The 24,559-nt window shown below is 52.1% G+C and carries 21 protein-coding genes; 9 read left to right on the top strand and 12 right to left on the bottom strand.

Annotation, left to right across the window (positions count from 1 at the left end; translation table 11 throughout):
• Nucleotides 1-324 precede the first annotated feature (324 nt).
• The gene (locus B3Z23_RS08860) at nt 325-1,680 is read left to right on the top strand and encodes a carbohydrate porin (RefSeq protein ID WP_414716475.1); all 1,356 of its coding nucleotides are present in this window, start codon (nt 325-327) and stop codon (nt 1,678-1,680) included.
• A 45-nt stretch (nt 1,681-1,725) separates the two neighbouring features.
• Here the strand turns inward: B3Z23_RS08860 and B3Z23_RS08855 are convergent, their stop codons facing one another.
• The 4 genes from B3Z23_RS08855 to fhuF are packed head-to-tail and all read right to left on the bottom strand — an operon-like array spanning nt 1,726 to nt 6,087.
• Nucleotides 1,726-3,687 (bottom strand): iron ABC transporter permease, encoded by a 1,962-nt coding sequence (locus tag B3Z23_RS08855; protein WP_294906977.1) that lies wholly within the window; start codon nt 3,685-3,687, stop codon nt 1,726-1,728.
• Nucleotides 3,680-4,609: a Fe(3+)-hydroxamate ABC transporter substrate-binding protein FhuD gene (fhuD, locus tag B3Z23_RS08850; protein WP_294906974.1), complete on the bottom strand. Its 930-nt coding sequence runs from the start codon at nt 4,607-4,609 to the stop codon at nt 3,680-3,682. The genes B3Z23_RS08855 and fhuD overlap by 8 nt, the downstream gene beginning before the upstream one ends.
• A complete protein-coding gene (locus B3Z23_RS08845; protein ID WP_294906971.1) occupies nt 4,599-5,399 on the bottom strand; it encodes an ATP-binding cassette domain-containing protein in 801 nt (266 codons plus the stop codon). Before B3Z23_RS08845 ends, fhuD begins: the two co-directional genes overlap by 11 nt.
• A gap of 16 nt (nt 5,400-5,415) precedes the next feature.
• On the bottom strand, nt 5,416-6,087 hold the full coding sequence (gene fhuF, locus B3Z23_RS08840) for a siderophore-iron reductase FhuF (RefSeq protein WP_294906968.1): 672 nt from the start codon (nt 6,085-6,087) through the stop codon (nt 5,416-5,418).
• Between the two features lie 168 nt (nt 6,088-6,255).
• Between fhuF and B3Z23_RS08835 the strand changes: the two genes are divergently transcribed.
• Together B3Z23_RS08835 and B3Z23_RS08830 are read left to right on the top strand one after the other, a co-directional pair.
• Complete coding sequence (locus tag B3Z23_RS08835) at nt 6,256-8,451, top strand: TonB-dependent receptor (protein ID WP_294906965.1); 2,196 nt, start codon at nt 6,256-6,258, stop codon at nt 8,449-8,451.
• Nucleotides 8,452-8,514: 63 nt separating this feature from the next.
• Nucleotides 8,515-10,167 carry a multidrug ABC transporter permease/ATP-binding protein gene (locus tag B3Z23_RS08830; protein WP_294906962.1) on the top strand — a complete coding sequence of 551 codons (1,653 nt, stop codon included), beginning with the start codon at nt 8,515-8,517 and terminating at the stop codon, nt 10,165-10,167.
• Between the two features lie 59 nt (nt 10,168-10,226).
• Here the strand turns inward: B3Z23_RS08830 and B3Z23_RS08825 are convergent, their stop codons facing one another.
• Genes B3Z23_RS08825 through B3Z23_RS08815 form a run of 3 tightly spaced genes read right to left on the bottom strand, consistent with a single transcriptional unit; the run spans nt 10,227 to nt 13,754 of the window.
• Nucleotides 10,227-11,582 (bottom strand): cytochrome c, encoded by a 1,356-nt coding sequence (locus B3Z23_RS08825; protein ID WP_294906960.1) that lies wholly within the window; start codon nt 11,580-11,582, stop codon nt 10,227-10,229.
• Nucleotides 11,583-11,593: 11 nt separating this feature from the next.
• Nucleotides 11,594-13,198: a GMC family oxidoreductase gene (locus B3Z23_RS08820; protein ID WP_294906956.1), complete on the bottom strand. Its 1,605-nt coding sequence runs from the start codon at nt 13,196-13,198 to the stop codon at nt 11,594-11,596.
• Between the two features lie 52 nt (nt 13,199-13,250).
• Nucleotides 13,251-13,754: a sugar dehydrogenase complex small subunit gene (locus B3Z23_RS08815; RefSeq protein ID WP_294906953.1), complete on the bottom strand. Its 504-nt coding sequence runs from the start codon at nt 13,752-13,754 to the stop codon at nt 13,251-13,253.
• A 646-nt stretch (nt 13,755-14,400) separates the two neighbouring features.
• Between B3Z23_RS08815 and B3Z23_RS08810 the strand changes: the two genes are divergently transcribed.
• On the top strand, nt 14,401-15,576 hold the full coding sequence (locus B3Z23_RS08810; RefSeq protein WP_294906950.1) for a M20 aminoacylase family protein: 1,176 nt from the start codon (nt 14,401-14,403) through the stop codon (nt 15,574-15,576).
• A gap of 65 nt (nt 15,577-15,641) precedes the next feature.
• Here B3Z23_RS08810 and B3Z23_RS08805 read toward each other — a convergent pair whose 3' ends face one another.
• The gene (locus B3Z23_RS08805) at nt 15,642-16,418 is read right to left on the bottom strand and encodes a transporter substrate-binding domain-containing protein (protein WP_294906947.1); all 777 of its coding nucleotides are present in this window, start codon (nt 16,416-16,418) and stop codon (nt 15,642-15,644) included.
• Between the two features lie 298 nt (nt 16,419-16,716).
• Between B3Z23_RS08805 and B3Z23_RS08800 the strand changes: the two genes are divergently transcribed.
• Both B3Z23_RS08800 and B3Z23_RS08795 read left to right on the top strand, forming a co-directional pair.
• Nucleotides 16,717-17,562: a GNAT family N-acetyltransferase gene (locus tag B3Z23_RS08800; RefSeq protein WP_294906944.1), complete on the top strand. Its 846-nt coding sequence runs from the start codon at nt 16,717-16,719 to the stop codon at nt 17,560-17,562.
• Complete coding sequence (locus B3Z23_RS08795) at nt 17,562-18,491, top strand: 2-hydroxyacid dehydrogenase (protein WP_294906941.1); 930 nt, start codon at nt 17,562-17,564, stop codon at nt 18,489-18,491. The genes B3Z23_RS08800 and B3Z23_RS08795 overlap by 1 nt, the downstream gene beginning before the upstream one ends.
• A gap of 61 nt (nt 18,492-18,552) precedes the next feature.
• On the opposite strand, the gene B3Z23_RS08790 is transcribed toward B3Z23_RS08795, so the two are convergent.
• The 4 genes from B3Z23_RS08790 to B3Z23_RS08775 all read right to left on the bottom strand — a co-directional run bounded on the left by B3Z23_RS08790 (nt 18,553) and on the right by B3Z23_RS08775 (nt 21,813).
• On the bottom strand, nt 18,553-18,843 hold the full coding sequence (locus B3Z23_RS08790) for a DUF1330 domain-containing protein (RefSeq protein WP_294906938.1): 291 nt from the start codon (nt 18,841-18,843) through the stop codon (nt 18,553-18,555).
• A gap of 115 nt (nt 18,844-18,958) precedes the next feature.
• A complete protein-coding gene (locus B3Z23_RS08785; RefSeq protein WP_294906935.1) occupies nt 18,959-19,993 on the bottom strand; it encodes an NADP-dependent oxidoreductase in 1,035 nt (344 codons plus the stop codon).
• Nucleotides 19,994-20,221: 228 nt separating this feature from the next.
• On the bottom strand, nt 20,222-20,836 hold the full coding sequence (locus B3Z23_RS08780) for a TetR/AcrR family transcriptional regulator (RefSeq protein WP_294906932.1): 615 nt from the start codon (nt 20,834-20,836) through the stop codon (nt 20,222-20,224).
• Between the two features lie 59 nt (nt 20,837-20,895).
• The gene (locus B3Z23_RS08775) at nt 20,896-21,813 is read right to left on the bottom strand and encodes a LysR family transcriptional regulator (protein ID WP_294906930.1); all 918 of its coding nucleotides are present in this window, start codon (nt 21,811-21,813) and stop codon (nt 20,896-20,898) included.
• Between the two features lie 187 nt (nt 21,814-22,000).
• Between B3Z23_RS08775 and B3Z23_RS08770 the strand changes: the two genes are divergently transcribed.
• The 3 genes from B3Z23_RS08770 (at nt 22,001) to B3Z23_RS08760 (ending at nt 24,550) form a co-directional block, all read left to right on the top strand.
• Complete coding sequence (locus B3Z23_RS08770) at nt 22,001-23,002, top strand: zinc-binding alcohol dehydrogenase family protein (RefSeq protein WP_294906927.1); 1,002 nt, start codon at nt 22,001-22,003, stop codon at nt 23,000-23,002.
• Nucleotides 23,003-23,130: 128 nt separating this feature from the next.
• The gene (locus B3Z23_RS08765) at nt 23,131-24,042 is read left to right on the top strand and encodes a LysR family transcriptional regulator (RefSeq protein WP_294906924.1); all 912 of its coding nucleotides are present in this window, start codon (nt 23,131-23,133) and stop codon (nt 24,040-24,042) included.
• 103 nt (nt 24,043-24,145) lie between these two features.
• Nucleotides 24,146-24,550 carry a DoxX family protein gene (locus B3Z23_RS08760; protein WP_038020617.1) on the top strand — a complete coding sequence of 135 codons (405 nt, stop codon included), beginning with the start codon at nt 24,146-24,148 and terminating at the stop codon, nt 24,548-24,550.
• The last annotated feature ends 9 nt before the right edge of the window (nt 24,551-24,559 follow it).

Below are 24,559 nucleotides of genomic sequence, written 5' to 3'. Positions count from 1 at the left end.
TCCTGAAATACTCTGATTTATATCCCGAAGGGATATGACCCTCGTCACAATAATAATTTACGCCTTCAAAATCAGGTTTTCAGCGGCCGGTCGGATGGTAAAGTGACAAGGAAGTTTCCGGAAAGTTATTCCGGAGAATCAGCAGGATATCAGTGAAACAGATGAGTTTTATTGTCGAGGGGTTTTCGATAAAGATATTTGCCGCTGCCCATCCGGTGAAAGGGCTGGCGAAGTTCTGATCAATAAAACCATTAATGAGCGGTTGCTGATTTATATATTCCGCACTCGCGGAGTTAAGGACTCTGTTAATTTCAGGATGAGATTATGAATATCACAAATAAGCAAGGATACCTCCGGCCATTATCAGCCGCGATTATGTTATGCATGTTTACTGCTACGGGGCATGCTGAAGAATGGGATGGTACAGTGCTGGGGTTTGAAGCACCTCAGCAGGGGCTGATGGGCGATATGCTGGGACTGCGCCCCGACTTAAAAGACGCCGGGTTTACTTTTAACCTTGGCTATCTTAGCCAGGCAGCGACCAATATTGGCGGAGGATATAACCACGATCGCAAAGTGGCCTATATTGACCAGTTTGCACTGACCTTTTCACAGGATCTGCAACAACTCACCGGCATTCCCGATGCAGTGATTGAAGGAAATATTGTTAACCGTAACCATAACAGTAATCTGACGGTGGATCGATTACAAAACCCCGGCTTACCCATCAATGATCTGGCGCAGGAGAGCTGGGGAGGGCAATCAATCACCCGCCTAGGCTGGCTGACATTCTCACGAAGCTTTTTCGACCAGCAGCTGTACTGGCGGGTAGGGATGATGAATAAGGTTCAGACCTTTGACCAGTCCATTCCCTGTGATTTTCAGATGCTGACGCAGTGTGGCGGAAAGTCAGCAAATGCGATGTTATGGAACAACTGGAATGTGCACAGTTGGGGAACCACGTTGGCGTGGCGGGTCAGCCCGGAACTAACACTCAAAGGCGGGATCATGGAGCAGAATCCCCGGGTCGCTGAGCGTAACCATGCCTGGAGCTGGTCTGCGCGTGGCAGCCGTGGCGCACTGTTTCCATTGGAAGCTGAACTGAAAACTACGCTTAACCAGTTGCCAGGTGTCTATAATGTCGGTGTGCTGCTGACTAATGCCAGTCAGCAACATTTATCACGCGGAAAAACACAACCGGATGGCAGCACCGATCCTGCAGGTTACCGTCGCTATTCCTCCACGGGATTTATCTGGGCTTCAGCCAATCAGCAGGTCACGCGACATCAGGACGATGCACAGCGCGGCATGAGTCTCTCCTGGAGTGGCAGCCTCTCGGATCACCGTAGTAACCGTGTACAACTGAGTACCGCGGTATCAATGCGCTATCGGGGGATGTTTGACGCCCGTCCGGAAGACTGGTTCGGGATAGGGGCGAGCTACATTAAAATGAGCCGTTATGCCAGTGAACAGTTGCAGTTTGCCGCACCACAGGGCGGAATGTCCGGACAGCCAATTGCCGACCTGAGCCATTCGGTGAATGCCGAGATCTATTACCGGATTCGCGCGACATCCTGGCTGGAACTGCAACCGGACCTTCAGTACTGGCATAATCCGGGCGGAGATCGTAATACTCAGGATGGCTGGGTTGCAGGTTTGAAAACCGTGGTAACCTTCTGAACAGTTACCGCCCGTTATAACGGGCGGTTTACCCTCAGCTACTTATTACGACACTTTTTTCCGACACAACAACCAGACAAATACCGGTGTTCCCAACAGCACCGCCATCACCCCCGCCGGAATCTGAAATGGCCAGATAATCATCCTTCCCAGCGTATCTGCCGTCATCATCAGTACCGCGCCAGTCAAGGCGGTGACGGGTAATGCCACCGTCACATGCCTGATCCCCATCTGGCGTGTCACCTGAGGAGCCAGTAAACCAATAAAGCTCATCGGCCCCAACAACAGAGTGGCACAGGCGCTCAATATTGCACAGAATACCAACAGCACGCCGGTGACCGGGCGCAATGCCAGCCCGAGGGAAGACGCTACCTGGCTTCCCAGAGGCAGCAGCGTCAGCCAACGACTAAATAGCAGGGAAAGTGGCAGGGCGATAATGGTGATCAACAGCCCGCTCATTGCCATCAGCGGAGTTGCTCCCCACGCAGAACCGGACAGCCAGCTGATAATCTGGCTGGCATTGGGCGCGCCACTGGCCAGTAACAGGCTAATAACTGCGGCCGCCAGTGCGCTCAGAGCCGTTCCGGCCAACAGAATACGCGAAGATGACGAGTAACCTCCGAACGCAAAAAAGATGATGATAATGAGGCTCAGCAAAGCCCCTGCCAACGCTGCCGGGAAAATACCCATACTGCCGGTTGCAGGGAAAAAAATCAGCATTAATACTACCCCACAGGCCGCACCACTATTGACTCCCAGAACTTCGGGGCTGGCCAGCGGGTTGGCGGTGAGACGCTGCAAAATAACGCCGCCGATCGCCAGCAAGGCACCACAACTACCGGCGACGACAGCGCGTGGCCAGCGGAATGCCAAAGGATCATGCCAGTTGAGTAGGAGGCCATCAGCATTGCGGGTTATGCCAACAGCCAGCAAGGTCGTGAGTAGTAATAACAGCCCGGTCAGAGCATACTTTTTCCCTGTCATCATGACGGTATGGCGAAGCGCGGGCCGTAAGTCCGGAGCGGAAATAAACCGGGCTTTAGCAATAATAAACAACATCAGTGGAATACCACCGATAGCTGTAATATTACCTGCGGTAAACTGATAACCCGCGTACTGGCTGAGTACCGACAGCTGATCGCAGGCCAGCAGGACCATTGCCCCAAACAGCATCACCAGCAGCATATGGCTGATAAAACGTTGGTGTGGCAGCAGCCGACAAATTTGCGGGGCAAACAGCCCGATAAAACCAATAATGCCCACCTGACTGACCGTCCAGCCTGAGGCAAGAGTGACCAGCAATAACCCCCCCAGCCGGATACGCTGGCTGCGCCCCCCCAGGCTGTTGACCATGGTATCGGACAATCGCAACAGATTAAGCGATCTGGAAAACAGCAGGGTCAGCAGCACAATTAGCAGCAATACAGGCGCCATTAGCTGTGCAACTGACCAGTCATTCTGGGACAGATTTCCGCTGCTCCAGATAAACAGGTTCTGCAATTGTTCATGCCGGAACAAGGCAATGCCATTCTGCAGAGCGGAGCAGAACAAGCCAATAATCAACCCTGTCAGCAGCAAGGTTAGCGGTGACAGGCGCCGTTGGCTGCTCAACACAAATATAATTAAAGCACTGACCATCGCTCCCGTCAGGGATAGCCCCTGGCTCAGCATAACACTGCTGCCCGACAGTGTGGCGAGGGTCAGGCCTAACTGCGCCCCGGACGCAATGCCCAGTGTGGCAGGTTCTGCCAGTGGGTTTTTTAACAGCAACTGACATAGCCAGCCGGCCAGGCCGAGGGCGGCTCCGGCCAGCAACGCGACGGCAACGCGAGGCAGAAAGCTGTAGTGGAACAACAGCATACTTTGCAGAGACAGGTTATGCGCCTCAGCCGGTGTCAGAGACTGTCCGTGGCCCGGGAAAAAGTAGTGCAGGGTGTTCATTCCCAGTAACAGGCTAATCATGACAATCAGCAACACAATAATCGGGACTACCGTAGATTTACGCATGCCACTCCCTGGATACCTGTGTCAGTATTCCGGCAAAGCGCTGTGCTGAGTAGAGGCTGCCATACAGCCATACCGGCTCAACCAGCCAGCGTCGGTGATTCTGATTAAACGGCATTTGTTGCCAGAGAGGTGACCCGGACAAGCTATCCAGCAATGGCTGATCATTATGTGAGAACTGCAGAACATAATCAGCATCGCATGTCAGTAACTGTTCTATCCCGATAATCACGCTGCCCCAGATACTGGTGGCCCCCTGCCAGGCACAGTGCAGACCCAGTTGTTGCAACACTTCACCAAACAGACTGTCCGGAGTTAACACCAGGGCCTGACGTGAAGACATCAGAGTAAACATCAGTATTTTTTTACCGGCGAAAGGTTGCAGTTGCTGACGGTATGCAGCCTGCTGTTGTGCATAATCTGACAAATATTGCCGGGCCTCGGTGTCACGACCCAGCCGGGACGCCAGTTGCTGGATATTGTGGGTAGCAACACTCAGCAGTGATTTCCCCGGCACGGTAAAGGAGTATTGCCATACCGGCGCAATCTGTTCTAAGCGTGGCACAGACAGTGGTGAGTGTTCAGGAAGGATCAGTAAATCCGGTGCCAGGCTGGCCAGTAGCTCAAGGTTAGGCTCGGTACGCAGACCCAGTTCAGCGACCCCCGGCGGAATGGACGGTTTGGAAACCCAGTTGTTGTAACCGGTGATATCGCTGACCGCGACAGGAGTCAGACCCAGCGCATACAGCGTTTCCACGGCAGACCACTCCAGAGCCACTGCGCGTGGCAGGCGCTGTTCACCTGACTGACCTGCAAGGGTGAATTCGGGCAGACCCAATGCGGCCAGCAACAGGGCGGATTTGGCAATGATCTCCCGGCGGCTGTATTCACCTGACAACAGAGAGTGATTAAGACTATCGGACATAACTTAACAGATCTCCGCTGTCCGGATGATGAATCACACCCATTGGCACACTATAAATCTGTTCCAGCCGTTGTTCGGTCATCAGTTCAGCCGCACTACCATGGAAGATCTTTTCACCCTGTTTCAGGGCCACGAACTCGTCACAAAACCGCGCCGCCATATTAATATCATGCAGTACCATAATCACGGTTAACTGCCGTTGGCGGCACAGTTGTTGAATCACCGACAACACCTCTTTTTGATGGGCGATATCCAGAGCAGAGGTCGGTTCATCCAGTAATAAGCAATGGCTGCCCTGAACCACGCACATCGCAATCCATGCCCTCTGACGTTCCCCGCCAGAGAGGTTCTCGACCAGATGATCGGCGGCCCAACTCAGATCAACACTGGCAATCGCCTGGTCAACAGATTGCCGGTCATGGTCACTCATTTTACCGAGCGCACCATGCCAGGCGTAACGGCCCAGCGCCACCAGTTCTGTGACTGTCATTCCTTCGGCAACGGGCAGGGTTTGCGGCAGGTAAGCCACCTGGCGGGCAAATTCTCTGGAACCCCACTCAGCAAGGGGTTTGCCGTTCCATTGAACGCTACCGGAAAACCCCGGGTTTTGCCGGCTCAGAAGCTTAATCAGTGTGGATTTTCCGGAACCGTTATGACCGATTAATCCGGTTATTCTGTGCGGGGTAAACTCAATGGACAATGGTTTGAGCAACTGTCGGTTATCAATACTCACCTGCGCCTGCCTCAGGCTAAAGGTTGCTGCTGCAGCAGCAGTTTGCTGGTTATTCACGTGATATCTCATGGGATTAATTTTTGCTGCATTTTTGCAACGGACAGGAAGGGCATTTCTCAAATTCGTCCAGGCGGAAGATCAGGCAGCAATGACGGCGCTGCATCTGTTCGCTGCCATCTTCCTTCATCACCCTGCGTAGCGGCAAATATAACCGGTTAACCTGATCATCTTCCAGACGCGGGGCAGAGAACATCTCCTGCAGCACCCGCACGTCAGCCTGTTTTTCAATCGCACGTTGCATTCCTTGCCATAGCCTGACCGCCGCATTGCTCCAGAACACGGTGAGGTTATTGGCGGCAAAAACCGCGAGGGTTTGGCAGACGGGCGCAATAAAACGGTGAATCAGGAGATCCAGTTGTTGCCGTTTCTGGCTTTCGCTCAGCGACCCACTGGGATTGCCCCGGTTCAGCCAGTGTTCCGGACAGCCACGGTCATTTATTTGCAGTTGTCCTCTGAATTCCCAGAGTGGGCAGGACTGATGTTCACTGCATAACTGATCGGCCCAGCCCAACAGGGTGCCGGCAAAATACCACTGTGACCACAACGATATCCAGGCGGTTTTTCCGGCGGCAGAGAGCGTCTGCCAGTGGGCTGGCAGCAGACTGCTAAAGGTTTCCGGCTGGCAAACGATACTGGCAGGCACCCCGGTAAATACCGGTTCGGCTGTGGTCAGCATTTGTGACATGGCTTTTTCCGTTATGCACATTAAAATCCGAGGAATAATAATGCAAATGATAAATACTTACATTATTATCTTACGTTTTGTACCATTTTTCACCCGCTCTGTTAGTAAATTTACCTGCAGAAAGCATTGTTCTTGCGATTGATTAACGATTTTAAACCAGGCAAACAAATGAAAAAACGTGGCAGTAGCTTTACACCTACCAGACTCAATCAGGCAATTCTGATGGCATTGTTACCCTTCAGTGCTTATGCCCTGGCGGCGGATAACGCCAGTACCAGTTCCACCGACAATACGCTGGTAGTGCGGGCCAAACCGAATGCGGATACCACCAATAACGGACAAGACCCGGTACCTGCCTTCCTTGATGGCGGTATTGCGAATGGTGCAAGGCTTGGGGTATTAGGCGAGCAGAAAGCGCTGGATGTGCCGTTTAATGTGATCAGCTATACCTCGAAACTGATTGACAACCAGCAGGCCAGAACGCTCCAGGATGTGGTGAAGAATGACTCCTCCATCCAGAACGTGCGGGGTTATGGCAACTTTTCGCAAGGATTCCGTATCCGTGGCTTTGACTTATACGGCGATGATATCTCACTGAATGGCCTGTATGGCGTTCTGCCTCGCCAGATCCTGCCACTGGAAGATGTGGAACGCGTGGAAGTGATAAAAGGGTCCAGCGCCTTTCTTAACGGAGTCCCCGCGGGAGGAACAGGGGTAGGCGGGAATATCAACATCGAATCCAAACACGCCACCAGCGTGCCGACCCGTCGGGTATCGGTGGACTATACCTCACGCAAACAACCCGGTATTAGTGCCGACATCGGCCAGCGGTTTGGCGATAACGACCAGTTTGGAGTGCGGTTTAACGTGGTTCACCGTGAAGGTGAAACTGAGGTTCATAACGAAAAAGATCGTACCACCGGCGCCTTTCTGGGGCTGGATTATCACGGCGATAAACTGCAAAGCTCCCTGGACCTGGGCTACGTTAAAAGCACCATCCATAACGGCCGACAGGGTATTCGCTTAGCCAGTGGAATGACAGAAATTCCAGCGGTGCCCGACCCACGTACCAATTACGGTCAACCCTGGAACTATGCCGATCTTACTACCCGCTATGCGATGATGAAAAATGACTATCATCTTAATGATGACTGGGTTTTTTACAGCGCCGTCGGGGCTAACCATACCAATGAATGGTCGGCCAGTGCTTCCCCGGTGGTTTCTGATTTGCAGGGCGATTCCACCATGAACCGTCTGGATACTCACTATACCGCGGATACGATAACCGGGATGGCTGGCGTACGGGGTAAATTCGACACAGGTCCGGTAAGCCATCAGATTAATGTCGGTTATTCCGGGATTTATAACAGAGTAGCCAGCGCCTATGAGATGTCAGGTGGTTTTACCGGACCGAATATTTATCACCCCTCGGATGTCTATGCCGGTGATATGATCTATTTTGGCGGCCATATGCAGGCACCATCGGTACGCAATCGTACCACCAATAACGGCGCTTCTTTCTCTGATACGTTAGGCGTGTTAGACGATAAACTTCTGTTTACCGTAGGCACTCGTTATCAGAAAATTCGGGTCCGTAACTATAAATATACCGGAGAAGAAGATACCACGGGTGCATTCGATGCGCATCGCTGGTCTCCAGTCTATGGGGTGGTGTGGAAGGCTCAGGACTGGTTATCCTTATATGCTAACCATATAGAGGGGTTGCAGGCGTCATCTGCTGCGCCTAGTAATGCCTCGAATGCAGGACAGGTTCCGGGGATTGGCCGTACACGACAAAATGAAGTTGGACTTAAAGTGCAACGCGAACGATTTGGCGGAAACCTGGCCTTATTTGACATGCGTAAAATGGTGGGGCGCCTTGATAGTGATGAATACTATCGGTTAACCGGCGAACAACGAAACCAGGGGATTGAAGTCAATGTATTTGGTGAACCCATCCTTGGCTGGCGAGTGAATGCGGGCAGCACCTGGTTGAGACCCATTATGCATAATACCAGTGACGGCTCCGACGGTAACGATGCTGTAGGTGTACCACGTAACCAGTGGGTCCTCGGCTCAGAATGGGATCTGCCGGGTCTGCAGGGAGTGACGATTTCCGGGACGCTGATCCATACCAGTCACCAGTATTATAATGTGCAAAATACCATGAAGTTGCCTTCCTGGACGCGCTTAGATCTTGGTGTCCAATATGCCATGTCACTGCAGAATACTCGTCTGACCTGGCGTGCCGGGCTTGAAAATGTTACCAATAAAAAGTACTGGGAAACCATTGGTCAGAGCAATGGCTATCTGACCCAGGGCGATCCACGTACCCTGAAGTTGTCAATGAGTGTCGATTTCTAAATCGCTTGTTGATATTCCTGTTAACCCGCCGGGATACCTGGCGGGATTTTTTTACTGTGAATTATGTCGCTACTTAAATCGATTCTTAAACAACATTTCATGGCGATCAGTGGCATCATTGTGCTGAATCTGATCAGTGCCTGTCTTGGTATCTTCACCATTTCCTACATCAATCAGACGCTTTCCCATGAAAGCTCGCTGTATGGCGGGCTGGCCAGGCTGGCAGGGCTGCTGATTCTGCTACTATTGATCACTCTGGCGGCGCAATGGACACTAACGGCACTTGGTCACCATTTTATCTGGCAAAAACGCAGCCGGATGATTTTACAGATGATGGCCACTCCGCTGGATAAACTGGAACAGCAGGGCAATGGTGAGTTGTTGTCGTTGCTGGGACCCGATATTCGTAATATCACGTTAGCGTTTGTCCGGCTGCCGGAACTGATTCAGGGCGTCGTGCTCGGCGGGGTGGCCATTGTGTATCTTGGCTATCTGTCATTACCGGTACTGGCAATCGTGGTTATCTGGATGGGCTTAACTTTCTACCTGGGCTACCGGATGGTGTCTAAGGTCTATGAGCATATCCGGAAGGTTCGTGAGTATGAGAGTGATTTACAGGATGTGTTTCAGGTAGTGATCCACGGCAAAAAGGAACTGGGGCTCAATCCGGCTCGTGCCCGGCATTTCTATGACAACGACTATCAGCAGGCGGCCCTGGGATACCGGCAACATATTATCCGTGCTGACAGTTTTCATCTGTCGGCGATTAACTGGTCGAATATCATGATGCTGGGTCTGATTGGCCTGATTTTTTTGGCCTCTCAGGCGCTGGGGTGGATTTCAGAAACTATCGCTACCTCGTTTTCTCTCACCGTATTATTTATGCGTTCACCGTTATTACAGGCCATCGGGGCCTGGCCAACCTTACTCACCGGTGAGCTGGCGTTTAAAAAAATTAATGAAATATTCCCGCCGCAGCCGTCAGAACAGCAACCGGATGCTGCTCCGGTCCCTGTGGGCTGGAAAACCCTGCACTGGGAGAATCTGAGCTGGCACTACCCGAAAACCGGATTTCAGGTGGGCCCGGTGAATGTTACCCTGCAACGCGGTGAAATCGTGTTTATTATCGGGGCTAACGGCTCCGGTAAATCAACGGTCAGTCAGATGCTGGCCGGGTTGTATCATGATCCACAGGCGCGGGTCTGGCTGGACGGCGAACCCCTCGATAATGCCCGGCTCAAATCCCTGTTTTCGGTGGTATTTACTCAGCCTTATCTGTTTAAAACCTTGTTTGTGAACCCTCAGGAAGGGGATCAGGCGCTGACTGATCAGTGGCTGGAAAAAATGGGTATGCAGGGCAAAATCAGCGTTGAAAACCATCAGTTGAGTACCCTGGAACTCTCTCAGGGACAGAAAAAACGCGTAGCTTTGCTGCTGGCGTTAGCAGAGAAACGCGACATTCTGTTTCTCGATGAATGGGCTGCAGAACAGGACCCGCAGTTCCGGCGCTATTTTTACCGGGAATTACTGCCCTGGTTCCGGGCTCAGGGGAAAACATTAATCATTATCAGCCATGATGATGATTACTTTGATGTTGCTGACCGGATTCTGGAAATGCATCAGGGGCAGTTGACTGAATTAACCGCTGAGCAGCGGCACCATGTCTCCAGGGATGTGATTGCCCGACTGGGGAGTCGACAGGCAGAGCAGGGATAAAAAAAACAGGCGTCCGGGGAGAACCGGGCGCCTGTTTTAGCAGGTTAAATCAGCGGTAGTTAACCACGTTTACGCCTGGACCTCATCATCACTCCGCCCACTATCAGCAGCAAGACTACGATCACGGCCGCTATCATCCCGCCTTTAGCAATCGCCAGTAACGGAGAGGGTGCGCCACCTTCCCGCAGAACTTTAACGCGGTCTGCGGTTGTCTGGACACCGGCATCTCCAAAGGTTTTGAACAAATAATTGGTCAGTGTCGCGACCTGCTGATCGTTCATCACATTTTTAAATGACGGCATCGCCTGACCCTGGGTCGGTGTCAGACCGTCCAGGATCGCCATGACGGCATTATCTGCCACCGGGCGGTGTAACGCGGCATTACCATACAGTGCCGGTAAGCCATGACTGCCCTGGCCTGAGGCCTGATGACAGGTTGAACAGTGAGCTTCATACAGCTTAGCGCCATCAGAAGCACTGCCATCCATCAACGCAAAATCGTTTACCACCGGTGCGCTGGCCGGCAGCTGGCCTGGGGCTGCGTTTGCAGACTGAGGCTTCACCGAGCGGACATAAGTCACGATGGCGTTAATATCTGACGGTGACAGCTTACTGAAGCTCTTATCAATGGCCTCCAGCATTGGACCGCCTGCCTGGGAACCGTTCGGTGAACGACCGGTTGACAGATAGGTCGCTAAATCACTGGCTGACCATTTACCGATACCTGCATGGCTATCCGGCGTAATATTCGGTGCAAACCAGGTCCCCAGTGAGGCACCGGCCAGCGCCTGACCCGATTTTTCGGCCATCAGAGCATTACGCGGGGTATGGCAGGTCGAACAGTGAGCCAGCCCCTGCACCAGGTAGGCCCCCCGGTTCCATTCTGCAGACTGACTGCTGTCTGGTGTGAAGGGTTTGTCACCGGCAAAAATCAGGTTCCAGCCCGCCATCGACAGACGAATATTGAACGGGAATGGCAGGGCAGTCTGCGGGCCTTTCTCATCCACTGGCGCGACACCATGCATGAAATAAGCATACAGAGCCTGCATATCCTGGTCAGATATTTTGGCATACGAGGTGTAAGGCATGGCCGGATAGAGATTGGCACCGTCTTTTCTTACCCCCTGACGCACTGCTTTTTCAAAATCCTGCAGTGAGTAATCGCCAATACCTGAGGTTTTTGACGGCGTGATATTGGTCGAAAAGATTTTGCCAATCGGTGTGGCTATCGCCAGGCCACCGGCGAAAGGTTTACCGCCGCTGGTGGTATGACAGGCGGCGCAGTCACCGGCCACAGACAGATACTGACCTTTCTCGATCAGGCTCTGAGCGTTGCCGTCTTCTGCCTGAGCTGCACTATTCAGCATGAACCCGGTCAGGGCACCGGCGATACACAGGGAAAGCAATTTTTTCATGGTGGCTCTCCTCAGATTTTGCCAAGAATGGCATCAGCGGTACGTAAACCCAGGGCGCAGGCGGTCAGCGTGGAGTTAGCCGTGGCGACCGTTGGCATCACCCCGGTAGACACCATATACAGGTTGTCGTATTCCCAGGCTTTACCCACGTGATCGGTCACTGAGGTTTTCTCATCGGTACCCATTGCCAGTGTTCCGGTAATGTGTTGGTTGTTGCTGTAGACGCCCGGGGTCGAATAACGGACATTGGTTGCACCCAGCATCCTGGCAATATCGGCATAGACTTCCAGTGAGTGCTGCATCCCTTTCTCGATGTAGTCATCGTAAGAGTAGGAGAATGCGGGAACTGGCAGTCCGAGAGCATCTTTTTTACGTGTACTCAGCATGGTGCGGTTTTTCGGGTCCGGTAACTGTTCCAGAACGTTTTTGATACTCAGTTCATGTGACGCACGGTACAGAATAGCGCTGTCCAGATCGGCACCGGTCAGGCCTTCTTTAATGGCTCCGGCAGTGACTCCGGCAACCCGTGAAGAGTTAGAGATATCAATACGGAATGCGGCTGACTCTGAACGGAAGGCACCATCACGTAACTGCTGGATAGACGAAGGGCTCATTGGCCCACGGCCTGGCCACAGAGGTTCGTCAACATAGAAAGTCGCGGAATTCGACGGGTGATCCATCAGATTACGGCCCAGTTGATCGTAGTTGTTGCACAACCCGTGTGGGTTTTTATCATCGGCAGACAGCATCAGAATACGGGGGATTTCGATAGCATTCGCGGCCATCACGAAGACTTCAGCTTCGACGCGATGAGACTCTTTATTCCAGTCATAGTAATGCAGCGCTGTGATTTTACCGTGACTATTGTGTTCGAGTTTATAGACTACTGCCTGAGGGATCAGTTTTACCCCGGCCATTTCCGCAGCAGCAGCAGCGATACCACCATGGTACTGCGCATCGATTGGGCAGATAGGCATACAGTTGTTATTGCCACAACACTGTGGGCGTCCGTCATAAGGGACTGAGTTACGGCCAGTAGTATTGGTCAGGACTTCATACTTTGGTGCCAGACGTGCCGTTACCCGTTGTTCCAGGTAAGACATTTTGACGCCTTCCATCGGATAAGGATGCTTACGTGGCGAGTATTTCGCCATCTCTGCGGGACCGGAGACCCCCCACAGAATTTCGGCTTCATAGTAATAGGGTTCCAGATCTTCATAACTGATCGGCCAGTCACGGCCCACGCCGTACTGTGATTTAAGACGAAAATCATTGGGCACCAGACGCCAGGCCTGGGCAGCCCAGTGCCAACTGGTGCCACCCACCACCCGCAGATATTCGGGTTTATAATCTTTAGGACCGGTTTGATCTAAATAGCCATTATCTTCCGGTTTATAGTCAGGGAAGGGGGCGATTTTTGAGTTCGGGTATGGGGCGATAAAATCGTCTTTGCGCGCCGAGTGGCGAAAATTGCTGACAATCTGGTCACGCTGGATACGCGGGCCAGCTTCCAACATCAGAACTTTTCGTCCTGCCAATGCCAGTTTTCTGGCAGCTAACGAACCTACAACGCCGGAACCGATCACGACGATGTCAGTAGAAATAGTCTCAGACATTTCTTCACTTCTCACAGTTTATTAATTTGTACACGCTGACTGACTACCGGGGTTAAAACGGTTTTGTTGCCCAGCTGCCATAGGCGCCATAGGCGTAAGTAGGCGGGTTCAACACCGCTGCAACCTCCTGATTTGCCAGAGCATCAACGTAGGCGACACAAATCGCCTTATCGCCGCTGCCGGCAATACCCAGATACCATCCGGTCAGAATCAGGGCAGGTAAGGGCGCAAGATCAGCGACAGAACTGTCGGCAGACAAACGCTTTTGCAGGGAGGCTGTCGGGACAGAATTAGCCGTGATCCACTGCTTCAGTCGTGCCAGTTTCTGTGGGAAGCGGTTATCAATTTTCGTGAAGGCAGAAAAAAGCGCAGTACTAAATTCAGGCGACAAAGTAGTGCGGCCGGTTAATAACCTGGAAATATCGTTAAAGTCGCTGTTTGCAGGCGTATCCGCGAAGGCTGGCAAAATACCAGACGGAAGTAATGTGGTCGCGGCCAGCGCCCCCATCCCCTGCAATATGCGCCTGCGCGATATCATATTTAACATATCAATCATTCAGGCTTCCTGATGTTATTTAATTTGCTCACAAAAAAGAGTGTAAATAAAGACACGTTGCATGTTTAAAGTTAACAGTTTTTATCAGTTAACTAATAACGGTCGTTAGTATAATCATTTGTGTAACGCCGAAACACACAGATTTTAACAGGCATGCTAAACATAACTGACAAAGGACTGCAGTGAGCTGGTTTTGTGGAAGCGTTTACACTTACTGATATCTTGTGGTTTTTGAAAATGGATCGATAAATCAGGTTGTTGGAGGAGCGTGAACAGACTTCTGTGATTGTTCAGTAAATGTTAAAACAACCCCCAAAACCCCACAGACTGTAATGTAACAAAATAATTCAAAAGCAGTTGCTACCGGGTGCATTTTTTTTCGCTACCGGGTGCAAAAATTTTGTGCAATCGGGTGCGAAAATATCACAGCCAACGACAGGAAAGGTAACTGCTGGTAATTTCCCGGAGTTTATTTCAGAAGATATATTTTACCCCAGGTGAAACGCTATATTTTATTCAGCACAATAAGATTCAAAAGCGTCGGGGAATAAAAAATGAAGGGATAAATTTTGCTTATTTTTTGGAGAATGCCTGATATTCTGAGAGTGTAAATGCAAACACAATAAACAGAACAAGAGAGAGCACTATGTCAGACTTTGTTATTCCGGGCGTTAAACGTCATGAACCTGAGATGATTGCTATTCGCCGTCATTTGCATGCACACCCGGAACTGAGCCTCGAAGAATATGAAACCAGCCAGTTTGTCGCAGAAAAACTGACTGAGTGGGGCTATCAGGTCACCCGTGAGCTGGGTAAAACCGGGCTGGTAGGCTCACTTAAAAAAGGGACTTCTGACAAATCTATTGGCCTGCGGGCGGATATGGACGCACTGCCTGTCCATGAAACCACGGGCCTGAGCTATGCCAGCACCCGTCCGGGTAAGATGCATGCCTGCGGCCATGATGGTCATACCACCATTTTACTGGCTGCGGCCCGATATCTGGCGGAAGATGAATGTCAGTTTGACGGAACTGTGCATCTGATTTTTCAGCCGGCGGAAGAGGCGATTGGCGGCGCAGACCTGATGATTAAGGACGGATTATTTGAGCGATTTCCCTGTGATGCAGTCTATGCACTGCATAACCGACCCGGATTACCTGCCGGTAAATTTGGTTTTTATGCCGGACATTTTATGGCCTCTGCGGACACAGTGAAAATTACGGTGCAGGGTAAAGGAGGGCATGGGGCTCATCCGGAGGCCACGGTAGACCCTATCCTGGTGGCTTCGGCTTTGGTGATGTCACTGCAAACCATCGTTTCCCGCAATGTCACCCCTGGCGAAACTGCGATTGTGACCGTTGGAACATTTCATGCCGGATTTGCGTCGAACGTCATTCCGCAAAGCGCGGAGATGGAGCTGACTGTCAGAGCCATGAAACCGGAAATTCGCGAATTACTGATCCGCCGGATTCATGAAATCAGTGAATTGACTGCACAAAGCTATGGTGCCAGCGCCATTTTGCAGGTTTATGAGTCTTATCCTGTACTGACCAACAGCGATAAACATACGGCAGAGGCTAAAGCCCTGGCTATCGATGTTTTTGGACGCGATGCGGTGGAAGACAATATTATTCCGTCCACCGGCAGCGAAGACTTTTCATTCATGCTGGAAAAACGGCCTGGAACTTACTTTTTGTTAGGCAATGACGGAGAGGGGAAACAGGGATGTTCACTGCATAATCCGGGTTATGACTTTAACGACCAGATTATCTCGTCAGGTGCCTCGTTTTTTGTGAAACTGGTTCAGCAACATTGCCGTTAACCGCTAAAAGTGTGGCTGTGCCGCAGTCTGTGGAAAATCCCCGGCCGGATGGCCGGGGAGAGAGGTTACATCTTAGGATACACACTGAAAGTAAAGTATTTCTTTTCAATACGATCGTATTCACCGCTGTTATGAATCGCAGCAATCGCATTGTTGATTAATGTCAGACGCGCGGTATCGCCCTTACGCAGACCAATCCCCGATCCCTGACCAAAGAAGGTTTTATCTTCAGGCTTCGCGCTGATAAAAAAACCTTTGCCTTGCGGAGTTTTCAGGAAGCCATTATCGGCGGTGACTGCATCGGTCAGCGTGCCGTCCAGACGACCCGCCACTAAGTCAGGATAGACCTGGTCCTGGTTGGCATAAGAGATTACCTGAACACCGGCCGGAGCCCATTTAGCTTTAGCCCAGGCTTCCTGGGTCGTACCCTGAGCGACTCCGATGGTTTTACCCTTCATGGTGGTAACATCATCGGTGATTTTACTGCCGTCTGGCACCACCAGCGCATTCGGGGTGTGATAAATCATGTCCGAGAAGGCAATTTGTTGTTCGCGTTTTTCGGTGCGGGACATTGAAGAGAGGATGGCATCAAATTTTTTGGCCTTCAGTGCAGGGATCAACGCATCGAAACCCAGCTCGGTCCATTCACATTTGACCTGTGCCTGCTGACAAATCGCATTACCAATATCAATATCAAATCCCTGTAGCGAACCGTCGGCGCCTTTAAATTCGAAAGGAGGAAACGTAGGATCGACGGCAAAACGTAATACTTCCCGGGCGCTGGCAGAAGTACTGGCACAAAACAAGCCGGCCAGAAAAACGGCAGATACGATTTTTTTCACTGAATTATTACCTTACTGAGTTATGAATACCCTGAACCGTGATATTCCGCCTCCCGGGAAGCGGATCACGAAATCACACATCGCCGGCGAGTGTCTGTCCACGCCCACCGGAGTTTCGATAGTAAAACAATCGTATATTGTGAACAATCATTAATAGATGTTTACATCTTATGGCCGACAGCGCCGGTTTTATCCCGTCAGCCGGTCAGTCAGCTTATTTACCGCGCACGGTTAAGCGCTTATGCTGAAGCTCAGCTTATGTGCTGGCTGTGTTAATGATAAAGGTTCAGGAGTCCGAATGAGTTTTGTGTTGCGCCCTATGCAGCCGGAGGATTTGCCGGCCGGATACCGGCTTACCCAAATGATGCACTGGCCACACCGGCCGGAAGACTGGCAACAGGCATTTTCTCTGGGAGAAGGCGTGGTTGCTGTTGTACAACAACAGATTGTCGGATGTGCTCTGGTCTGGCGTTGGGGAGAGCAGCGCAGTACCCTGGGATTGGTCATTGTCGACCCTGCACACCAGGGGACGGGGATGGGTAAAGCAATGATCGGTGCATTGCTGGAGCAGGTCTCCGGGACCAGTGTTCGGCTGCATGCCACCGAAGCCGGTCAGGGACTGTATCAGAAGTTTGGTTTCACAGCGCACGGCACCGTGCACCAGCACCAGTGCGCGCGGTTGCCGGTATTTGCACCGCCAGTGTTGGGTGAAAGTGAGCAGATTCGTCGCCTGCAGGCAGGTGAACTGGCACAGATTATCGAATTTGACCAGCAGGCCCACGGGCTTTACCGCCCGGCATTGTATCAGCAGTTATTGACTACAGAGGGATTGTGGGCGCTGGAACAACAAGGGCAGATCGAGGGATTTGTCTGTCTGCGTCAATTTGGTCATGGCTACCAGGCAGGCCCTTTAATCGCCCGTAATGAACGGGTTGCCAGGCAGTTGTTCAGCCATTGTGCCGCCTCGCTGGCGGGTGAGTTTTTGCGTATTGACACGTATGGAGACAGCTCATTTTCTGAGTGGCTGACCGCTTGCGGGCTGGCGATAGTGGATACCCCGTTACTGATGATTCGTGGTGTGCCGCCGGAAAAAACGCATGGCGGTATGCTGGACTTTGGGTTTATGACACAAGCGATGGGCTAATGAGTATTGTTTATTATCATTCGAACGCAGAACGTGGGCACATCTGGAAAACATGGCTGGCAGAACATGCGCCGGAACAGCCATTTTTCATCTGGCCAGAGGCCGGAGATCCGCAGGTAGTAAAGTATCTGGTGTGCTGGGAAATTCCGCCGAATCTTCAGGAGTTGTTCCCTGATTTGCAGGTGATTTTTTCAGTCGGAGCCGGAGCTGACCAGTTCAATTATTCATTGTTGCCGGAAGGAGTTGCCGTGGTGAGAATGATTGAGCCCGGACTGAAACAGGATATGGTGGGTTATATTACTTTTTCGGTTCTCGCCTTACAGCGTGGTATGCCTCGCTACCTGCAACAGCAGCAACAACAACTGTGGCAGAAACATCCGGCCCCTCAGGCAGAGCATTGCCGGGTCGGGATATTGGGGCTGGGAACGCTGGGCCAGGCAGCAGCCCGCCAGTTAGTGTCTTTGGGATTCAGTTGCGCCGGCTGGAGCCGGACGGAAAAAACAGTGCCGGGGGTTCGTTGCTGGCAGGGTGATGATCAACTGGCGGAGTTTTTGGCCGATACCGATATTCTGGTTTGCCTGTTACCCCTGACCGGATTAACCCGTGGAATCTTATGCCGTTCTTTGTTTGAGCAGTTGCCGGCAGGGGCATCGCTGGTCCATGCCGGACGAGGGCAGCAACTGAATCATGATGATCTGTTGCGGGCACTGGAGAGTGGGCAGTTAAGCCATGCCATCGTCGACGTGACCGACCCGGAACCCCTGCCCAAAGGCCATCCATTCTGGTCGCATCCCGCTATCTGGCTGACGCCCCATATGGCCAGTGAAACCCGCCCGGAGTCTTCGGTAAAAGTATTACTGGAAAATATTCGCCGCCACGAACGTGGAGAGGAGATGAGTGGGGTGATTGATCCGCTTCGCGGCTACTAAATCACCCCCACGTACAACCGTACTCAGGTCGCTGCCAGCGGATGATGGCAACGGCCCGGGATTACGCGATACCCTCGGTCAGTACCACGCGATACTTCGCGCCTTTCAGACGATGCTGCTTCGCTTGCTGGTAAGCAGGGCTGAAATACCACGCTTTAGCCGCGTCCATATCCGGGAATTTCAGTAATACCACTCCTTCAGTCCCCGGACCTTCCAGGGCTTCCGCCGGGCCGTAAAAAGCCAGAGGTGTCATCGGATGGTCACCGTGTGCCGCAGAAGCTTTTTCGCTGTAAATCTGCATTTCATCCTGATCCACGGTTTCATCGCGGATAAAGATCACATAAGCAGTCATAGTATTGTCCTTTTGGTAAACAGATAAAATTTTCAGGTTATCGCTCAACCCGCCATCCGGGTTTGGTTTTCATTACAAGGCGGCCGGTGAGGCAGACTAAATGCCTTTACGTCCGTTAATCAGCGGCGACACGGACCACCAGCTTGCCATGATTGTGACCCTGTAACATTCCGCCAAATGCCTGAGGTGCCTGTTCCAGACCTTCAACAATATCTTCACGATAATAGATTTTATTCTGACGTAACCAGTCGGCCATCATGTTGCGAAACGCCGGGAAATGTGAGGCATAGTCATCAAAAATAATAAATCCCTGGACGCGGATACGTTTTTTCAACAGGGTACCGATAAATGCCGGCAGCCTGTCCGGGCCTTCCGGTGTATCAGTATCGTTATAACGCGCGGCAAGACCACAGACCGGAATCCGGGCTTTAGGGTTGAGTAGCGGTACTACCGCATCGAATACGGCCCCGCCGACATTTTCAAAGTAAATATCAATACCTTGCGGACAGGCTTTGCTCAGTTGTTCGGCAAGGTCCGGGGCACGATGATTGAGGCAGAGGTCGAAACCGGCATTTTCTGTGGCATCCCGGCATTTTTCATCGCTGCCGGCAATACCGATGACCCGGCACCCTTTCATTTTAGCTATCTGGCCAACCGTACTGCCCACCGGCCCGGTGGCAGCAGCGACGACCAGGGTTTCTCCGGGTCGGGGCTGACCGATATCAGTCAGTCCCATCCAGGCGGTAAAACCAGGCATACCCGCCACACCCAATGACAGCGAAGGGTGGTCAGGGCTGTCGCCGAGACTAATCACTGACGCAGCATCCACCACTGCATAATCCTGCCAGCCGGTATAGGCCAGGATCCATTCACCTTGCTTAAAGTCAGAATGCCGGGAGCTGACCACACGACTGATGGTGCCGCCGACCATCACTCCATCAATTTCAACAGGGGCGGCATAAGAAGGGGCGTCGCTCATCCTGCCCCGCATGTAGGGGTCAAGGGACAAATACACGGTTCTCAGTAACAGTTGTCCCTCTTCGGGCTGAGGGATGTCGCGGGTTTCCAGACGAAAATTTTCTGCAGACGGGCGGCCGTCAGGGCGGGAAGCCAGAACCCAGCGGCGGTTGGTCGAGGTTGTCTGTGGCATGATTACTCCTGCTTTGAGTGAGACCCTTCGTCCCGATGGTAAGCAAAAAGCTGGCCGGGGGTAAGAGATTACGCAGATATTCGCACTAAATGGCTAGCGGGCTCAGTTTTCCGGCAAGCGTCGGCTTAACACCATGCCGTGATGTCAGGGTAAAATATTATTCTCTGCCTCAGCCTGCCTGGAGGCGGTCATTTATCACCGATCAATAAGGCGGTACTCAGCCGTATTTCAGGGCAGGGTGAGTTTCAGTATTGACTGACGAATGTCATCGGCCTGTTGCAGAGAAAATCCGGATTTACCCAGCACCCGCAGCCCCTGAGAAACCGCCAGCAGTAGTGAGGCAGTAGCCTGTGGGTCAAGGTCGGCTCTGACCGAACCGTCCTCAATGCCTTGTTGCAGATAGCGCACAAAACGCTGATGGTAGCGTTTCATCAACCGGGCTATTTGTGCGGCAATTTCCGGATCTCCTGAGGCCAGTTCGCTGGCGCTGGTCACTACCAGGCAACCGAGCCTGCCGGTTTCACCGTTGCTGTTCGCCAGATAGTGGTCGAGTAAAATCCGGATATGTTGCATGCCATCACCGGCCGCAGAGAGTGAGGATTCCAGGCGCTGATTATTGATATCCACATAACGGGTTAACGCCGCCAGAAACAGGCCACGCTTATCATTAAACGCTTTATACAGGCTGCCGGCGGTCAGCCCGGTCGCCTGACTCAGCAGGCTAATAGACGAACCGTGGTATCCCGTAAGAGTGAACTGGCGGATAGCCGCGTCCATGACCTGGTCATAATCGAATTCACGGGGACGTCCGACAGTACGTTGAGTAGCAGAAGGAGTTTTCATCCGGATATATTAGGAACCGCTCGGATCCTAATCAAGTCGTATTTGCGGTGGCGTGAAAATTATTCGACAGCCGGCAGTTGGCGGATAATTTTTTGCAGATAGTCACTCAGACCACGATATAACTGGCGAACAGCGGGTGAAAGCTGCTGTCGATGAGGACATATCAGATATAGCGGGGCGGCTTCTCCTGCAATCTCCGGCAGTACAATCTCCAGCCGTCCTGACTGCACATCGCTGCTGACATCCAGCCAGGATTTGTAAATGATACCACGTCCATCCACCGCCCAGCGGCGAACAATATCTGCATCATCACACTGCCAGCGGCTGGTCAGATGTAACTGGCGAAGCTTATCCTGTTGTGGGAACTGCCATTTATCATAGACATGACCGTTCAGGCTGTAGACCAGGCACTGATGATGAAGCAGGTCATCCAGCGACTGTGGATAGCCATGTTTTTTCAGATATTCCGGCGATGCCGCAAGAACCCGTCGGTTGCGGTCAGCCAACACTCTGGCAACATAACTGCGGTTATCAGGTACGCCATAGCGTATGGCAACATCAATCGGATCACGGAAAACATCACTGACCTGATCTGACACCGATAATTGCAGTGTTAACCCCTGATGCTGCTGACAGAAATCGCTAATCCAGGGTAACAGCAAGTTACGACCGCAATCGGAAGGCAGGGCAATGCGCAGTGTCCCCTGCAGCTCATCTGTGCCTTTTTTCAGGCTTTGCTGGCCAGCCTGCATCACCGATAACATTTCGCTGGCAAACGGCAGATACTTTTCGCCTTCCGCTGTCAGCCTCAGATTACGGGTAGAGCGGGCAAACAGACGTGTATCCAGACGTTGTTCCAGTCTGGCGATAGCTGCACTGACCTGGCCTGGCAGCAGGCCGGCTTCACGCGCCGCATTAGAAAAACTGCCCAGTGCCGCCACCCGGGTAAATAACCAGATATCTTCAAGACGTACCATTTCAGCTCCGTAATCTTTCTCGTCAGTGCGTTAATTACAATATTTTACGCGGGAATGCATCGCTATTTTCACAATAAAAGAGAAAGTGTTACCCGGTAAAACGGCTGTTTCTTTAGCCCCGGGATGAACAGAATGGGGCCAGCAGCCAAAAGTGCTAACCCGATGTTAACAATATCCGGAGAAATTTATGAAAGCCATTGTTTACCAGAAAGCCGGTTTACCCCTGACCGATCCACAGTCACTGTATGAAACAGAAACCACTAAACCACAACCTACCGGTCATGACCTGCTGGTGAAAATCAACGCGATTTCCGTAAATCCGGTAGATACCAAAGTGCGAAATGGCGGGGATCCTGAGCAACCCCGGATCCTGGGCTGGGACGCCAGCGGCGTGGTCGAAGCGGTAGGTGACAGTGTCACGCTATTCGCGCCGGGTGATGAAGTTTTTTACGCCGGATCACTGATTCGCCCGGGAACCTATGCCGAATATCATTTGGTCGATGAACGTATTACGGGTCGTAAGCCCGCTAGCCTGAATAACGCTGAAGCGGCAGCCTTACCGCTGACCTCTCTGACGGCCTGGGAGTTGCTGTTTGACCGCCTGCAGGTGGGTGATGGACAGGGGAAATCGTTACTGATTGTCGGAGCCGGTGGTGGTGTAGGTTCGATTATGACGCAACTGGCGGCCAGCCTGACCGGACTGACGGTGATTGGCACGGCTTCGCGGGAAGAAACGTCTGAATGGGTTAAATCACTGGGCGCACATCATGTGATTGATCATCGTCAACCGATGAAACAGCAGCTGCTGGACGCGGGCATCGAATCGGTTGATTATATCGCCAGCCTGACTCATACCGATCTGCACTATCCGCAACTGGCAGATATTGTTGCCCCGCAGGGCCGTATCGGGCTTATTGATGATCCGGAAACACTCGACGCGTTACCACTGAAACGTAAGGCAGTCTCGCTGCACTGGGAACTGATGTTTACCCGTTCACTTTACACTACCCCGGATATTCAGCGGCAGCATGAGATTCTGAATGAAGTCGCCCGGCTGGTGGACGACGGAACGCTGAAAACGACGCTCGGAGAACATTACGGGAAAATCAGTGCCGACAATTTACGTAAGGCACATCAACTGATCGAAAGTGGCCGTGCCCGCGGTAAAATTGTCCTGGAAGGTTTTTAACCGGTTATCCGTCACCGGCTTTTTCCGCCACTATTTTTCTGTATGATGATTCCGGCGCGGCAAGTTCGCCTGCGCCGGACTGGCTCCTCTGAACCGAAGCCATGAAAAATTGTACCGGAGAACAGCGGATGGAAAGACTGGATTGCGATCGGATGTTTATTGCGGTGGTGGAGTCGGGCAGTTTTACCGCCGCCGCCCGGCGTCTGCATACCAGCCACGGTCAGGCTTCCAAATTAATTTCCAGGCTGGAACAAATTCTTGGCGTGCAGTTATTTCGCCGCAGTACCCGCTCTCTGACGGTTACCGAGGTCGGTGTAGCCTACTACGAAAGGATACGTACACTGATCGGTGAGTACGATGCTCTGAATGATGCTATCCGGAATACTTCAGATTCTCCTGCCGGTCGGTTGCGCATTTCGGCGCCGGTCACCTTTGGTACCACTCAACTGACCCCCCATCTGATTGATTTTGCGCAACGCTTTCCGGACATTGAGCTGGATGTTAGCTATGCAGACCGGCTGGTGAATATCATTGATGAAGGTTTTGATCTTGCGCTGCGCATTGGTGCGCTGGCAGACAGTAGCCTGATGGCGAGAAAGCTGTGTGATATCCGAATACTGCTGGTGGCTTCACCGGAATATCTGGCCCGCAGGGGCACTCCGCAACACTGGACAGAACTGGCAGAGCATGACTGCATAGTGGATACCAATTTTCGTGACCCTTATCGCTGGCCATTTGTCGGTCCGGAAAAGCAACTGCAGGAGCAGGCTATCCATGGCCGGCTTAAATTTTCAAATGCCGAAGTGTGTCTGCAGGCGGTGACAGCGGGGCTGGGGATAGGCCGTTTACCGACCTTTATTGCTGGCGATGCGCTGAAAAATCACCAGGTAGTGCCCCTGCTGGAGCAGTATGCGCCGGCCCCGTTGGGGTTATTTGCACTCTATCCACCGGCCCGATATCTTGCGCATAAATCCAGGGCGATGATTGATTATCTGGCCAGTGCTTTCGCCGGCCAGCCCGTCTGGGAGCAGGGCTGGTAATTATTTCCAAAATGGAAACTAATATGCGCTCTCAGGACGACTAATCCTGACTGTGTAATTCGGGTAGTCTTTTCCTCAACAACACTTTACTGAGGAAATAATCATGAACGATACCCGTACTACTCCCTATGCTGCTCTGTTGTTACGTATTGCACTCGGCATTCTGTTCCTGGCTCATCTCGGGCTGAAATTATTCGTATTCACCCCGGCCGGGACGGCGAAATTTTTTGAATCGTTGGGATTGCCCGGCGGCCTGGCCTACCTGGTGATGGTGGTTGAATTTGTCGGTGCACTGGCGCTTATTCTGGGAGTTTATGCGCGTATTGCGGCTGTTGCCTTAATTCCGTTACTGTTAGGCACTATTATTACCGTACACGGCCATGCCGGCTTTTTCTTTACCGATCCTAATGGTGGCTGGGAGTTCCCGGGTTTCTGGATTATCGGTCTGCTGGTCCTGGCGTTAACCGGTGACGGAAAATACGCGTTAAAACCAACCTTTAGTCACTGATTCAGGAGG

The sequence above is a fragment of the Tatumella sp. UBA2305 genome (genome assembly GCF_002345795.1).
GTDB lineage: Bacteria > Pseudomonadota > Gammaproteobacteria > Enterobacterales > Enterobacteriaceae > Tatumella > Tatumella morbirosei.
This window is presented reverse-complemented; position numbering and strand designations above follow the sequence as displayed.

Coding starts and splice junctions, on each gene's coding strand:
- B3Z23_RS08860 (WP_414716475.1), top strand. CDS start 325: ATGAATATCACAAATAAGCAAGGATACCTCCGGCCATTATCAGCCGCG.
- B3Z23_RS08855 (WP_294906977.1), bottom strand. CDS start 3,687: ATGCGTAAATCTACGGTAGTCCCGATTATTGTGTTGCTGATTGTCATG.
- fhuD (WP_294906974.1), bottom strand. CDS start 4,609: ATGTCCGATAGTCTTAATCACTCTCTGTTGTCAGGTGAATACAGCCGC.
- fhuF (WP_294906968.1), bottom strand. CDS start 6,087: ATGTCACAAATGCTGACCACAGCCGAACCGGTATTTACCGGGGTGCCT.
- B3Z23_RS08835 (WP_294906965.1), top strand. CDS start 6,256: ATGAAAAAACGTGGCAGTAGCTTTACACCTACCAGACTCAATCAGGCA.
- B3Z23_RS08830 (WP_294906962.1), top strand. CDS start 8,515: ATGTCGCTACTTAAATCGATTCTTAAACAACATTTCATGGCGATCAGT.
- B3Z23_RS08825 (WP_294906960.1), bottom strand. CDS start 11,582: ATGAAAAAATTGCTTTCCCTGTGTATCGCCGGTGCCCTGACCGGGTTC.
- B3Z23_RS08820 (WP_294906956.1), bottom strand. CDS start 13,198: ATGTCTGAGACTATTTCTACTGACATCGTCGTGATCGGTTCCGGCGTT.
- B3Z23_RS08815 (WP_294906953.1), bottom strand. CDS start 13,754: ATGATTGATATGTTAAATATGATATCGCGCAGGCGCATATTGCAGGGG.
- B3Z23_RS08810 (WP_294906950.1), top strand. CDS start 14,401: ATGTCAGACTTTGTTATTCCGGGCGTTAAACGTCATGAACCTGAGATG.
- B3Z23_RS08800 (WP_294906944.1), top strand. CDS start 16,717: ATGAGTTTTGTGTTGCGCCCTATGCAGCCGGAGGATTTGCCGGCCGGA.
- B3Z23_RS08795 (WP_294906941.1), top strand. CDS start 17,562: ATGAGTATTGTTTATTATCATTCGAACGCAGAACGTGGGCACATCTGG.
- B3Z23_RS08790 (WP_294906938.1), bottom strand. CDS start 18,843: ATGACTGCTTATGTGATCTTTATCCGCGATGAAACCGTGGATCAGGAT.
- B3Z23_RS08785 (WP_294906935.1), bottom strand. CDS start 19,993: ATGCCACAGACAACCTCGACCAACCGCCGCTGGGTTCTGGCTTCCCGC.
- B3Z23_RS08780 (WP_294906932.1), bottom strand. CDS start 20,836: ATGAAAACTCCTTCTGCTACTCAACGTACTGTCGGACGTCCCCGTGAA.
- B3Z23_RS08775 (WP_294906930.1), bottom strand. CDS start 21,813: ATGGTACGTCTTGAAGATATCTGGTTATTTACCCGGGTGGCGGCACTG.
- B3Z23_RS08770 (WP_294906927.1), top strand. CDS start 22,001: ATGAAAGCCATTGTTTACCAGAAAGCCGGTTTACCCCTGACCGATCCA.
- B3Z23_RS08765 (WP_294906924.1), top strand. CDS start 23,131: ATGGAAAGACTGGATTGCGATCGGATGTTTATTGCGGTGGTGGAGTCG.
- B3Z23_RS08760 (WP_038020617.1), top strand. CDS start 24,146: ATGAACGATACCCGTACTACTCCCTATGCTGCTCTGTTGTTACGTATT.